Raw genomic sequence first — 13,890 nt, 5'->3', positions numbered from 1 at the left:
CGGGGGCCGCGGGGCCCGGCGGGGACGGGCACGGAGCAGAGGCGGCGGGGGCCGCCCCCGGTCGGGGGCGGCCCCCGCCGTGTGCCGGACGCCCCGGGAGGGGCGGTCGTCCGCCCCGGGCCGGGCCCACCGCAGCCCCTGCTCACCCGGCGGCGAGCCACCGGACGACGCGTGACGGTGGAAGGCGCGAGTGCCCATGTCCTACGGCGCCGACGACGTCGGTTCGAGCGGGGGCCCGGCCCCCGGACGGGACGCAAGCAGGGGTGAAGCCGACACGAAGCGGCCTCTGTCAGCCTCTCCCCGCACCCGCACCACGAAGGGCGCCCCGGTGACGGGACCGACCGGGGCGGTCCGGCACTCCGCGTATCCGCTCGGGCCCACGATGGGACACGAATCATGAGGAAGCTCCTCCGCAAGACCGCCTCCGTCGCAGCCGCCGCGGGCCTCGCGGCGACCGGCCTGCTCGCCACGGCCGCGCCCGCCGCGGCGGCCTCCTACGGGGGCGAGTGCGGCAGCGGCTACTCCGTGGTCAACTCGGCCGCCGTCGGGACCAAGGGCACGGTCTTCCTGACCTACAACAACTCCAACGGCCGCAACTGCGTGGTCACCAAGCGCAACTCCGCGGGGTCGGCCGTCATCATCGAGGCGGGCCTGTCGATCAGCCCGGCGGGCGGCCACTGGGACGTGTACGAGGGCGACTACTTCACCAGCTACGCGGGCCCGATCTACCTGAACGCGTCCGGGCGGTGCGTGGACTGGATGGGCCGCATCAGCGGCACCGAGGGCGGCAAGCGCGGCACGAACTGCGGCTGACCCCGTTCGGGCGGCCCGGACGCCGGGCCGCCCGACCCCGCCGGATCACTCCCGTACCGGTTTCGCTCCGGCGGTGAGCACAGCCGTCCTACGACCGAAACCCGATGACGCAGGTCAACATCCGGCGCATTCCGGACCTGTCACCTGTATGCGCGACGATCTGTGGACCGGGCCGCACAGCGTGTCGTATGCTCCGCCACGGCCGTGCGGCGCAGGGGTCGCCGCGGGGCGAGGGGGCGCGGGGTGCAGACCAACCTGTCAGTGATCCGGTACCGGCTGCTCGGCTCGGTCGAGGCCCACTCCGGGGGGCGGCGCGTCGCACTCGGCGGCCCCAAGCGCAGAACCGTCCTCGCGGCCCTGCTCCTGCGGCCGAACACGGTGGTCGCCGACGACAGGCTCGTCGACCTCGTCTGGGGGGACGACCCGCCGCGCAGCGCCCGGCCCCAGCTCCAGGTGCACATCCACGAACTGCGCAAGCGCCTGGGCCCCTCGACGATCGTCCGGCACAGCTACGGCTACCAGCTGCTGGCGGCCCCCGGGGCCACCGACGCGGAGGAGTTCCGGCGGCTCGTCGCCCTGGCCCGGGTCCACCGGTCCGAGGGTCGCCGCGACCAGGCCGCCCGGACCCTGCGCTCGGCGATGGCGCTGTGGACCGGCCCGGCCCTCGGCGGGGTCACCGCGCCGCTGGAGGAGAAGGCGCGCCCCGCCCTGGAGGAGTCGCGGCTGTACGCCCTGGAGGAGCTGTACGGGGTGGAGGTCGAACGCGGGCAGGGCTCCTCCGCCGTGCCCGAACTGCGCACCCTCTGCTCCGAGCACCCCACCCGGGAGAGCTTCGTCGCCCTGCTCATGTCCGCCCTGCACTCGTGCGGGCGCACCGGCGAGGCGCTGGAGGCGTACGCGTCGCTGCGCGACCTGTTCGCCCGGGAGATGGGGATCGCTCCGGGCGCACAGCTCCAGCGGCTCCACCTGGGACTCCTGAGCCCGGAGCGGGAGGAGGGGCCGACCCGCCGCGGGCCGTCGGTCCGCCCGGCGGAGCTTCCCCACGCCGTCCGCGGGTTCGTGGCGCGGGACCGGGAGCTCGCCGTCCTCGACGCCGGACGGGAGGGACGGGCCTCCCTGTTCCTCGTCACGGGGGTCGCGGGCGTCGGCAAGACCGCGCTGGCCCTGCATTGGGGCCACACCGCGCGGGAGGACTTCCCCGACGGACAGCTGTACCTGGACCTGCGCGGATCCGCGTGCGGCGAGGCGCCGACGCAACCCGACGACGCCCTGCGCCAGCTGCTGCGCAGCCTCGGCGCCGACACGCGCGAGCTGCCGGCGGACTCCCCGGGGCTCGCCAAGCTGTTCCGCTCGATGACGGCCGACCGGCGGCTGCTGATCCTGCTGGACGACGCCGCGTCGGCGGAGCAGGTCGTCCCGCTCCTCCCGGGCGGACCGGACAGCACGGTCCTGGTGACCGGCCGCCGCGACCTCCCCGACCTGGTGGCGCTGTTCGGCGCGGTCCGGATCCGGCTCGACGTGCTGTCGGAGGAGTCCTCCGTCGAGCTGTTCCGGTTCGTCGCCGGGGACGCCGGGCCGGCCTCCGGCCCCTCGGCCGCCCCGGCGATCGCGGGCGGCTGCGGCGGACTCCCCCTGGCGCTGCGGATGGCCGCCGCCACCATGGGCGCCGTCGGCCCTCCCCGACCGGTCTGACCGGCGGGCACGCCGTCCCGCCGCTCCCGGCGGAGGAGCGCCGTCCCGCCCGCGGGGCGCGACGCGCGGGTCACCCGGCGGCGAGCACGCGTGCCTCGACCTCCGGGTCCAGTCCCGGCCTCGGGCGGTCCGCGCGCTGCGGAGCCCCTCCTCCGACGGACAGCAGCCACTCCCAGGTGTCGGTGACGGTCTCGGCCACCGGGCGGCAGCGCAGACCGGCCGCGACCGCCCTGGCGACGCCGGCGCCGTGCAGCGCCTCGTGCATCTCGCCCGGCGGCAGCCAGACCGGCAGGTCCGTCCACGGCCGGATGCCCGCTTCCGCGACGACGTCCGGGTCGGTCCAGCGGAACTCCGCGTCGGAGCCCGTGGCGGCGGCGCAGGCGGTCAGCAGCCCCTCCATGGTGGTGTGCCCCGGCGGGCTCACCAGGTTGTACGGGCCGCCCAGGCCCTTCCCCGCCGCGTCGAGGGTCCACGCGGCGAGGTCGCGCGCGTCCACGTACTGCAGGGCCAGGTCGCGCGGGCCGGGGGCCAGGACCGTTCCGCCGCGGGCGACGCGGTTCAGCCACCAGGGCAGGCGGCCGACGTTCTCGTGCGGGCCGAGGACGAGTCCGGCCCGCACGGACAGGGCCCGGTCCCCGAAGGCCCGCTCCGCGGCCAGCTCCCCGCCCCGCTTGTCGTTCGCGTAGTCGGTGGCGCCCGCGTCCGGCGCCCCCTCCACCACCGGCCAGTCCTCGTCGGAGCCCGCAGGTGAGGGGTAGGTGTAGACGGAGCGGCTGGAGACGTAGGCGTAGTGCCCGGCACGGTCCGCGAGGAGGTTCGCCGCGGCGGCCACGGCGCTCGGCGCCGCCGACCAGGTGTCGACGACGGCGTCCCACTCCCCCGTCCCCAGTTCCGCGAGCCCGCCCTCCGCCAGCCGGTCGCCGTGCAGCACGGTGGCGCCCTCCGGCGCCGGCCGGGTCCCCCGGTGGAACACGGTGGTGTCCCACCCGCGTCCCAGCGCGTCCTCCACGACGGCTCGTCCCACGAACTCGGTACCGCCCAGTACGAGAAGTCTCATGGGGAGGAGTCTGGCGTCTCGCGCCCCGGCACGCCAGAGGTGACTGCTCTCGGCAGAACCGCACGTGACCGGACGCGCCGGCGGGCCCCGGGTCACGCCGCACGGTTCGGCCCGACCCCCGGTTCCGCCCGGGTCACCGGCCGCGGAGAGGGCCCGGCCCGGCCGCCGCGGTCAGCCCGCGCAGGCGACGGCGCGCCCCCGGAGGTGGTCGCGCTCGCGCTCGTTGAGGGTGAGGTCCGCCGCGCGCTCGAACTCCTCCCGCGCCTCGTCCGGGCGCCTGAGGCGCAGCAGCAGGTCGCCCCGGACGGCGGCCAGGAGGTGGTAGCCGTCCAGGACCCCGGCCTCGCTCAGGGAGTCCACGATGTCCAGCGCCGGCCCCGGCCCGTCCGCCATGGACACCGCGACGGCGCGGTTCAGTTCGACGACCGGGGACCGGGTGACCGCGGTCAGCTCCGCGTACAGCTTCGCGATCCCGGCCCAGTCGGTGTCCTCCACGGTCGCGGCCCGGGCGTGCTCGGCCGCGATGGCCGCCTGGAGCGCGTAGGGGCCGCGCGGTTCGGCCGGGTCGGCGGAGAGCGCGTGCCTCAGCGCCCGTAACCCCCGCAGGACGAGCCTGCGGTCCCAGCGGGCGCGGTCCTGCTCGGCGAGCGGGACGGGCTCGCCGCCCGGCCCGACACGGGCCCGGAACCGCGAGGCGTGCAGTTCCATGAGCGCGACCAGGCCGTGCACCTCGCGCTCCCCCGGCAGCAGCGCGGTGAGCACCCTTCCCAGGCGCATGGCCTCGTCGCACAGCTCGGGGCGTATCCAGTCACCGCCGGAGGTCGCGGCGTAGCCCTCGTTGAACACCAGGTAGACGACCTCCAGGACGGAGGCGAGCCGGGCGTCGCGGTCCGCCCCGACCGGCACCTCGAAGGGCACCTGCCTGGCGGCGAGCGTGCGCTTGGCGCGCACGACGCGCTGGGCGACGGTGGACTCCGGCACCAGGAAGGCGCGGGCGATCTCCTCCGTGGTGAGCCCGCCGAGCAGGCGGAGGGTGAGCGCGACCCTCGCCTCGGTGGACAGCACGGGGTGGCAGCACACGAACATCAGCTTGAGGAGGTCGTCGCCGTAGTCCTCCTCCAGGACGGCGTCGAACTCGGCCTGTCCGTCGTGCCCGGCGATGTCGCGGCCCAGGTCGGCCATCCGCTTCTGGAAGCGCTCGTCCCGCCGCCAGCGGTCGAGCATCCGCCGCTTGGCCACGGTGGTCAACCACGCGCCGGGGTTGTCGGGAACCCCCTCGCCGGGCCACTTCTCCAAGGCGCTGACCAGGGCGTCCTGGGCGAACTCCTCGGCGAGGCCGACGTCGCCGACCATGCGGGTGAGCGCGGCGACGAGGCGGGCCGACTCGATACGCCAGACCGCCTCGACCGCGCGGGTTGCGTCGGTGTGGCTCACGGACCAATGACAGCACCATGAGCCACACCACCGCAAGCCCGGACGAACCGGCCTTTCAGGCCTCGTGCTCGTTGTGGGCGCGCATCTGGCGCTCGCGCTCCTTGAGCTCCTCGGGCATCTCGTCGCCGAAGTCGTCGGTCCCCATGATGCGCCGCAGCACCAGGCTCGTCTCGCCGGCGCCGCCGTGCGGGCAGCGCTTGGCCCACTCCACGGCCTCCTCGTGCGAGGACACCTGGAGGATCCAGTAGCCGGCGATGAACTCCTTGGCCTCGGCGAAGGGGCCGTCCGTGACGTTCGTCCGGCCGCCGGAGAAGGTGACCCGGGTCGCCTCCTCGGAGGGGGCCAGGCCGTCGCCGGCGAGCAGGACCCCGGCCTTGACCAGCTCCTCGTTGTAGTCGGCCATCGCCTGGAAGATCTCCGGCGTCATCTCCGTGTCGGCCTCGGCCTGCGGGTCGGACATGATCGACATCATGTAGCGCATGGTGTTCGCCTCCCGTGCGGCGGAGGAGTCCCTCTCCCCCGCTCTCGTCTACACGTCGAACGGAACGGCGGGGGATCGACACGGCGGCCGAACTTTTCTCCGACTTTTTTCGGGGAGTCCCGCCCGGGCCGCCGCCCCGGTCCCGTCGATCCGCCTCACCAGGCCTTACTACCCGGAACGGCCGGGACGACCGCGGATTCCGCGACCGCTCGCCGCGCACGGGACGGTCCGCCCCCGGACGGGACGCCACCCGCCGCGCGGCCGGGGGCGCCCTCCCCCGCCCCATGGCCACAACCGGTCATACCGGTGGCCGCCCCGGAGCCCGACCTGGGCCGTTCGGTAGAGTTCCGGCACGGTCGCGCCGGGCGGCGGTCGCGGAGCGAGGGGGCGGTTCGGGTGGGCTTGTTCTTGGACACCGCCCTCGGGTTCCCGACGGTGCTGCTCACCCCCGCGCTGGTCGTCGTCGCGGGCTACTGGCTGTTCGTCGCGGTCGGCGCCGCCGACCCGGACCTCCTCGACGGCGTGGACGCCGACGGCGACGCCGTGGGCCTGAGCGCCTTCATGGGCAGGGTCGGACTGAGAGGGACCGCGCCGAAGGCGTCCGTCGAGGGCGGTGGCCCGTCCCGCGCGCAGCGCCCCACGGGCGGTGGCGGGCGACGGGCGGGCGTCCCGGTCACGGTCGCGCTCACCGCGCTCGTCTGCGTCGCCTGGTTCGTGAGCATGATCGGAGGCATCATGACCAACCTCCTGGACACCACGTCCACCCCCCTCCTGCTGGCGCTCGGCGCCGTGGTCCTGCTGATCGCGCTCGTCGCCGCGTGGGCGGTCACCAGCGGACTCGTCATGTCGCTCCAGCGGTTCCTCCCCCGGCGCACCGAGGACTCCAAGCACGAACTGGTCGGGCGCACCTGTGTGATCCGCATCGGCGAGGCGGACGAGTCCTTCGGCCGGGCCGAGATCACCACCGCGGGCGGGGCGTCCATCTCCATCCCGGTGCGCACCACCGGCGGCGAGGTCCTGCCGCTGGGCAGCACCGCCCTGATCTTCGACCACAGCCCCGAGGGCGACGTCTTCCTCGTCACCCGCTTCGACGCGGCGCTGGACCCCGGCCGGCCCTGAGCCCCGGCCCGTGGCTCCGCCGCTCCTGGGCGCCCCCTCCGGGACGGGGCGGACCGGGCGGAACGGAACCGTTTCGGATGGTCCCGCGTCCCATGTGTACGAGCGTCCCTCCCGGGGCGGCCACCCGCAGCCGTCCCGTCCCCCCGAACCGCTCGCTTCCCCCGTACGCCACTCGCGGAAAGAGACCCCCACGTGTTGCTGAGTGCTACCACGAACGGCCAGGAGGCGGCGGACGCGGCCTTCCTCACCGTCGGTGTCGCCGTGGCCGTCGGCCTGGTCGTCCTCCTCGCCCTGCTGCTGATGGTCACGCGCCTCTTCCGCAAGGTCGAGCAGGGCAAGGCCCTGATCATCTCCAAGGTGAGGGACGTCCACGTCACCTTCACCGGGGCGATCGTCCTCCCGGTCCTGCACAAGGCCGAGATCATGGACATCTCCCTCAAGACGCTGACCCTCGACCGGCGCGGGCGGGAGGGGCTCACCTGCAAGGACAACATCCGCGCGGACATCAAGGTGTACTTCTACGTCCGGGTCAACGAGACCGCCGAGGACGTCAAGAAGGTCGCCAAGTCGATCGGCACCGCGCGCGCCAGCGACCAGGACACGCTCCAGGAGCTGTTCAACTCCAAGTTCTCCGAGGCGCTCAAGACCGTCGGCAAGCAGTTCGACTTCGAGGAGCTGTTCACCCACCGCGAGCAGTTCCGCCACGCGATCGTCTCCCTGATCGGCACCGACCTCAACGGCTACAGCCTGGAGGACGTCGCCATCGACGAACTGGAGCAGACGCCGCTGCACCAGCACGACAGCAACAACATCCTCGACGCGCAGGGCATCTCGAAGATCACGGAGCGCACCGCCAAGGAGCACAAGCGCACCAACGAGTTCGAGAACGACCGCAAGAAGGAACTCGACCGGCAGAACACCGAGACCGCCGAGACCCTCGCCGAGCTGGAGAAGCGCCGTGAGGAGGCGGCCGCGAAGGCCAAGCGCGAGATCGAGATCATCCGCGCCCGCGAGGAGGCGGAGACCGCCCGCGTGCAGGCCGAGGAGCGCCTGAAGGCCGAGACGGCGAACATCCGCACCTACGAGGCGCTGGGCGTCCAGACCCAGAACCAGCAGCGCGAGATCGCGGTCGCCGAGAAGAACCGCGAGCGCGTCATCGCCATCGAGAGCGAGCGCATCGAGAAGGACCGCATGCTGGAGGTCATCGGGCGCGAGCGCGAGACCGAGCTGAGCCGCATCTCCAAGGACAAGGAGGTCGAGGCCGAGCGCCGCGAGGTCGCCGAGGTCGTCCGCGAGCGGATCGCCGTGGACCGCACCGTGGCCGAGCAGGAGGAGGCCATCAAGCGCCTGCGGGCCGTCGAGGAGGCGGAGCGCCAGCGCCAGGCCGTCATCATCCACGCCGAGGCCGAGGCCCAGGAGAACCTGGTCAAGGACATCAAGGCCGCCGAGGCCGCGGAGGCCGCCTCCAAGCACCGCGCCGCCGAGGAGCTCACCCTCGCCGAGGCCCGCCAGCAGGCCGCCGAGCTGGACACCCGCGCCAAGATCCGCCTGGCCGAGGGCACGCAGGCCGAGGCCGCCGCCGCGGGCCTGGCCGAGGTGCAGGTCCGCCACCAGGACGCCGAGGCCATCGAGAAGGTCGGCCGCGCCGAGGCCGTCGTGGCCCGCGAGAAGGCCCGTGTCGAGGCCGAGGCCGTCGAGCAGAAGCTGCGCGCCGAGGCTGCCGGCCTCACCGACAAGGCCGAGGCCATGGCGGCCCTGGACCAGGTCAGCCGCGAGCACGAGGAGTACCGCCTGCGCCTGGAGGCCGAGAAGGAGGTGCGCCTGGCGGGGATCAACGTCCAGCGCGAGGTCGCCGAGGCACAGGCCACCGTCCTGGCCACCGGTCTGGAGAACGCCGACATCAACATCGTCGGCGGCGACGGGGCGTTCTTCGACCGCATGGTCGGGGCCATCGGCCTGGGCAGGTCGGTCGACGGGTTCGTCAACAACTCCGAGACGGTGCAGGCCCTGGGCTCGGGCTGGCTCAACGGCGAGGGCGACTTCGGCGGGTCGATCCGCAGGGTGCTGTCCTCGGTCGACACCGAGGACGTCAAGAACCTCACCGTGTCCGCTCTGCTGCTCAAGCTGATCAGCGCCGGCGGTCCGCAGACCGACAAGCTCAACGGCCTGCTCGGCACCGCCCGCTCCCTCGGGGTGGACCACCTGCCCGCGGCCGCCCTCGCCGGCTCCGAGCGGTGAGGCAGCCCTCCGCGGCCGAGGCCGGATCCCAGGAGAACGAAGGCGCCGGGCCGGACGCCGCCGACGCGCAGTCGCTGGACGCGGGCGCCTACGAGGTGCTCCGCGCCCGGCTGCGCGAGCAGTCCGGCGAGCTGGCCCGACGGACCGAGGAGCTGAACGCCCGCCGGCTGGAGGCGTTCGGCGGCACCGAGATGACGCTCCTCGGCACCGAGCGCATCCGCACCGAGCACAACTGCGTGCCCCGGGACATCGTCAGCGTGGGCGGCTCCGCCGCCTCGGGCGCCGACGACATGATCCTGTTCGGCTACAACGTCTTCATCGGCATGCAGCGGGAGACGCACGTCTCCGACGTGTTCTCGCTGCACCGGTACGAGCACGGCGGCGACGGGTTCACGTTCGCCGACGCCGCCGGGGACGCCGTCCCCGGGCTGCTCCCCGACGAGGCGTTCCGGCAGGACTTCGCGAAGCTCTACCGCTACTACCGCGACGCCCGCCTGCTCCAGCTGCGCCGGATCGAGGACCGGCTGCTGGCCGTGTTCCAGACCGGTCCGCGCACCGAGGACGTGCGCGTGCTGCGGTGGTCGGTGGAGCCCACGGGCGGTATCGCCTACCTCGACGACCGCGGCGAACGCGACCACGTGTTCCCGCCGTCGCACGACTTCACGTGGGTGGAGACCACGCGCGAGGACCACGTGCAGGGCCGCCACCCGCACATCTCCGTCCTCGACGAGCTGTTCGTCGAGACCGTGGGCGGCGACCTCACCATCAAGGTCGAGAACAACACCGAGGTCGGCGAGGGCGTCTACAGCGAGCCGGTGGACGAACCGCTCCAGAGCCTGGCCGACGCCTCCGTGTCGTACGCGAGGGTGGGCGCGCTGATCCTGCTGCGCGTCCTCCCGTACAACGAGACCGCGTGGCGCCACCTGGTCTTCAACACCCGCACCAAGGAGGTGGAGCGCCTCGACGGCATCGGCCAGGCGTGCCAGCGGCTGCCCGACGACCAGGGGCTGATCTTCCCCGGCGGCTACTACCTCGCCACCGGTACGGCGCGGACGTTCGACACCGACGTCACCGACCTGGAGTTCGAGCGCGTGGTGCGCTCGCCCAACGGCGAGGACGTGCTGTACGTCTTCCACTCCCGCGCGGACGGCCGCAGCCTCCTGCTGCCGTACAACACCATCCGCAAGGAGGTCGCCAACCCCGTGGTCTGCCACGGGTACTCGCTGTTCGACGACGGCACCATGACGGTGTTCAGGAGCGACGCGGGCGAACCGACCCGGGTGCATCCGATGCAGGTGTGGCAGACCCCGTACGTGTCCGACGTGTACGCGGCGGCGCAGCCCGCGGGGACCGGCCCCCTGGAGCGGATCGGCAACGCCGAACTGGTGAGGGGCGTGTCCGAGGCGCTGTCGGTGGCGCGGATGACCACCGACATGCGCCCCTCCACGGAGGTCTTCGAGGCGCTCATCGCCGCCTGCCGCCGGGCGCTCGACCAGTTCCACTGGCTGGGAGAGGAGGAGCTGGGCGACCTGGCGACGCCGCTGGCGGAGGTGCGGGACACCGCCCGGCGGGTGCTGGAGGAGTTCGAGACCGTCCAGGCGCTCACCCGCCAGGCGGCCGAGGCGCTGGCGGGGGCCGAGGACCGGGCGGCCGCGCTCGTCCGCACCGCCCGGGGCGAGGCCCCGCGGTCGGCCGAGGGGTGGGTGGCGCTGCTGACCGGGCTGCGCCGCGCCCAGGGGCAGGCGGCCACGCTGCGCGAGACGCGGTACGCGGACACCGCCCGCCTCGACGCCCTGGACGGCAGGATCGGCGGGGAGATCACGGCGGTCGGCCGCCGGACGGTCGCGTTCCTGGAGCAGGACGACGCGTTCGCCGGGTACCACTCCGAGGTGGACCGGCTGGTCGCGGACGCCGAGACCATCGACGCGGTCAGCGCGGCCACGGCCGTCGGCGAGCGCATCGCCGAGCAGACCGAGGGCCTCCAGGTCGTCACCGAGGTCGTCGGCTCCCTGGACATCGGCGACGCCAAGGTGCGCACCCGCATCCTGGAGCGGGTGAGCGAGGTGCTGGCCGGGATCAACCGGGCGCGCGCCACGCTGGAGGCCCGGCGCACCGAGCTGCTGGCCCTGGAGGGGCGGGCGGAGTTCGCGGCCGAGTTCGCCCTGCTGGGCCAGGCCGTCACGGGCGCGCTGGCGGCGGCGGACTCCCCCGAGCGGTGCGACGAGCAGCTGGGGCGCATCATGCTCCAGCTGGAGAACCTGGAGTCGCGGTTCGCGGAGTTCGACGACTTCCTCGGGGAGCTGTCGGACAAGCGCGAGGACGTGTACGAGGCGTTCTCCACCCGCAAGCAGTCGCTGGTGGACGAGCGGGCGCGGCGGGCCGACCGCCTGGCGTCGTCGGCCGCCCGCGTGCTGGAGGGGGTGAACCGCAGGGTCGCGACGCTGGCGACCCTGGAGGACGTCAACACCTACTTCGCGTCGGACGCGATGGTGGCGCGGCTGCGCCGCACCTCCGAGGAGATGCGCGCGCTCGGGGACACCGTGCGCGCGGAGGAGCTGGACGGCCGGATCGCGGCCGCCCGGCAGGAGGCCGGCAGGGCCCTCCAGGACCGCACCGACCTGTTCGAGAGCGGCGCGGGAGGGGAGACGATCCGGCTGGGAAGGCACCGCTTCGCGGTGAACACCCAGCCGATCGACCTGACGCTCACCCCGCACGGCGGTGGGATGTCGGTGGCGATCACGGGCACGGACTTCCGGGAGCCCGTCACCGACGAGGCCTTCGGGCGGACCCGGCGCCTGTGGGACCGGCTGCTGGTCTCCGAGAGCCCGGAGGTGTACCGGGCCGAGTTCCTGGCGACGTCGATCCTGGCCGCCGCCGAGGAGGGCGCGGACGGGCTGTCGCTGGAGCGGCTGCGCGAGGCCGAGCTGGACGCGGACGGGGCCGGCCTGGCGGGACTGGTGCGCGAGGCCGCCGAGGCCCGGTACGACGAGGGCTACGAGCGGGGCGTGCACGACCACGACGCCGCGAAGGTGCTGTCCGCCCTGCTGCGGCTCCGCGCGGGCGCCGGACTGCTCCGTTACCCGGGCGCGGCACGGGCCGCGGCGCAGTTGTTCTGGGCGTTCGGGGCCGGGAAGGACCGGCGGTCGGCGTGGGCGGTGCGCGCCGCGTCGCTGGCCCGCGCCCGCTCGGTGTTCGGGGCGCGGCGCTCGGCGGCGATCGACGGGCTGCGCACGGAGCTGGCGGGGGCCGTGGACGCCTTCCTGACCGACAGCGGGCTGCACCAGGACGCCGACCTGGAACTGGTGGGCGAGTACCTGTTCGAGGAGCTCGCGGCGGACTCCCCCGCCGCGCGCGGGTTCGTGTCGGGTGCGGGCGCGCGGAGGCTGCTCGACCGGTTCCACTGGGCCCTGGGCAGCACCCGGGAGACCACGCGGGCGGCGTTCGCGGAGGACCTGCGCAAGCTCGACGGCGACCTGGCCGCCCGGCACCAGCTGGTGTCGGCGTGGCTGGAGGCGTTCGCGGGCACCCTGGACGGGGTGGCCCCGGGCGACCTCCCCGAGGCGGCGGCGATCGAGCTGACCGGGTCCGGCGCGGACCGGTACGAGTCGTCGGCCGCCGTGGCCGAGACGGTCGGCGGGATCCTGGGGGCCCACCCGCGCGTGCGCGAGCGGTCCCTGGAGGTGCGGCTGGACGAGATCCTGCCGCGCACCCGCCGGTTCCGGCTGGAGGAGGTGCCCGCGTACCGGGACTTCCAGCGGCGCCGCAACGAGCTGGTGGCCGCGGAGCGCGAGCGCCTGCGCCTGGAGGAGTACCGGCCGAAGGTGATGAGCGGGTTCGTCCGCAACCGCCTGCTGGACGAGTCGTACCTGCCGCTCATCGGCGACAACCTGGCCAAGCAGCTGGGCGCGGCCGGTGACGACAAGCGCACGGACCAGAGCGGCCTGCTGCTCCTCATCTCGCCTCCCGGGTACGGCAAGACCACGCTCATGGAGTACGTGGCGAGCCGTCTGGGTCTGGTGTTCGTGAAGGTGAACGGGCCCGCCCTGGGGCACGCGGTGACGTCGCTCGACCCGGCGGAGGCGCCCGACGCCACGTCGCGGCAGGAGGTCGAGAAGATCTCGTTCGCCCTGGAGATGGGCGGCAACACCATGCTGTACCTGGACGACATCCAGCACACGAACCCGGAGCTGCTCCAGAAGTTCATCTCGCTGTGCGACGGCCAGAGGCGCATGGAGGGCGTGTGGAACGGGCGTACCCGGACCTACGACCTGCAGGGGAAGCGGTTCGCGGTCTGCATGTCCGGCAACCCCTACACCGAGCAGGGCAAGCGGTTCCGGATCCCGGACATGCTGGCCAACCGCGCCGACGTGTACAACCTGGGCGACGTGCTGTCGGGCAAGGAGGAGCTGTTCTCGCTGAGCTACATCGAGAACGCGCTCACCTCCAACCCCACCCTGGCGCCGCTGTCCACCCGCGAGCGGGAGGACGTGTACCGGTTCGTGCGGATGGCGCAGGGCGACGACTCGGTGGGCACGGACCAGCTCGCGCACCCGTACTCGGCGGTCGAGGTGGACCGGATCGTGTCGGTCCTGCGCAAACTGCTGCGGGTGCAGGAGGTGGTGATGGCCAACAACCGGGCCTACATCGCGTCGGCGGCGCAGTCGGAGGACGCGCGCACCGAGCCGCCGTTCCGGTTGCAGGGGTCGTACCGGAACATGAACCGGCTCGCGGAGAAGATCGTGCCGGTCATGAACGACGCCGAGGTGGAGGCCGTCATCGACGACCACTACCTGGGCGAGGCGCAGACGCTCACGTCGGACGCCGAGGCCAACCTGCTGAAACTGGCGGAGCTGCGCGGGGTGATGACCCCCGGGCAGAGGGCCCGCTGGGCCGAGGTCAAGGAGGGGTACCGCCGGGGACGCGCGCTGGGCGGAGCGGACGACGATCCGCTGACCAGGGCGATCGGCGCGGTGGGGCTGCTCGCCGACCGGGTCGGCGAGATCGGCGCCGCCATCGACCGCGGCCGCGAGGGGTAGCGGGACGGTCGGAGGGGGCC

8 protein-coding genes are annotated in these 13,890 nt (G+C 73.8%); 5 read left to right on the top strand and 3 right to left on the bottom strand.

Annotated features, from left to right (window positions below):
* Positions 1-396: 396 nt before the first annotated feature.
* Together ACQPYD_RS01630 and ACQPYD_RS01625 are read left to right on the top strand one after the other, a co-directional pair.
* Positions 397-813: a spore-associated protein A gene (locus ACQPYD_RS01630; RefSeq protein WP_433699463.1), complete on the top strand. Its 417-nt coding sequence runs from the start codon at positions 397-399 to the stop codon at positions 811-813.
* A 243-nt stretch (positions 814-1,056) separates the two neighbouring features.
* Positions 1,057-2,505: a BTAD domain-containing putative transcriptional regulator gene (locus tag ACQPYD_RS01625; protein WP_433699462.1), complete on the top strand. Its 1,449-nt coding sequence runs from the start codon at positions 1,057-1,059 to the stop codon at positions 2,503-2,505.
* A gap of 70 nt (positions 2,506-2,575) precedes the next feature.
* Here the strand turns inward: ACQPYD_RS01625 and ACQPYD_RS01620 are convergent, their stop codons facing one another.
* The 3 genes from ACQPYD_RS01620 to ACQPYD_RS01610 all read right to left on the bottom strand — a co-directional run bounded on the left by ACQPYD_RS01620 (position 2,576) and on the right by ACQPYD_RS01610 (position 5,477).
* The gene (locus ACQPYD_RS01620) at positions 2,576-3,562 is read right to left on the bottom strand and encodes an NAD-dependent epimerase/dehydratase family protein (protein ID WP_433699461.1); all 987 of its coding nucleotides are present in this window, start codon (positions 3,560-3,562) and stop codon (positions 2,576-2,578) included.
* A 171-nt stretch (positions 3,563-3,733) separates the two neighbouring features.
* The gene (locus tag ACQPYD_RS01615) at positions 3,734-4,996 is read right to left on the bottom strand and encodes an RNA polymerase sigma factor (protein WP_433699460.1); all 1,263 of its coding nucleotides are present in this window, start codon (positions 4,994-4,996) and stop codon (positions 3,734-3,736) included.
* Positions 4,997-5,051: 55 nt separating this feature from the next.
* On the bottom strand, positions 5,052-5,477 hold the full coding sequence (locus tag ACQPYD_RS01610) for a YciI family protein (RefSeq protein WP_433699459.1): 426 nt from the start codon (positions 5,475-5,477) through the stop codon (positions 5,052-5,054).
* 396 nt (positions 5,478-5,873) lie between these two features.
* Between ACQPYD_RS01610 and ACQPYD_RS01605 the strand changes: the two genes are divergently transcribed.
* The 3 genes from ACQPYD_RS01605 (at position 5,874) to ACQPYD_RS01595 (ending at position 13,870) form a co-directional block, all read left to right on the top strand.
* A complete protein-coding gene (locus ACQPYD_RS01605) occupies positions 5,874-6,596 on the top strand; it encodes a DUF1449 domain-containing protein (RefSeq protein WP_433699458.1) in 723 nt (240 codons plus the stop codon).
* Positions 6,597-6,788: 192 nt separating this feature from the next.
* Entirely contained in the window at positions 6,789-8,834 is a 2,046-nt protein-coding gene (locus ACQPYD_RS01600) for an SPFH domain-containing protein (RefSeq protein ID WP_433699457.1), read from the top strand.
* Positions 8,831-13,870, top strand: coding sequence for a DNA repair ATPase (locus tag ACQPYD_RS01595; protein WP_433699456.1), 5,040 nt, complete (start codon positions 8,831-8,833; stop codon positions 13,868-13,870). Before ACQPYD_RS01600 ends, ACQPYD_RS01595 begins: the two co-directional genes overlap by 4 nt.
* Positions 13,871-13,890 lie beyond the last annotated feature (20 nt).

The organism is Nocardiopsis sp. CA-288880, from assembly GCF_050955985.1.
GTDB classification, from domain to species: Bacteria; Actinomycetota; Actinomycetes; order Streptosporangiales; family Streptosporangiaceae; genus Nocardiopsis; species Nocardiopsis tropica.
The sequence above is the reverse complement of the archived record's forward strand: the minus strand, read 5'-3'. Positions and strand labels throughout refer to the sequence as shown.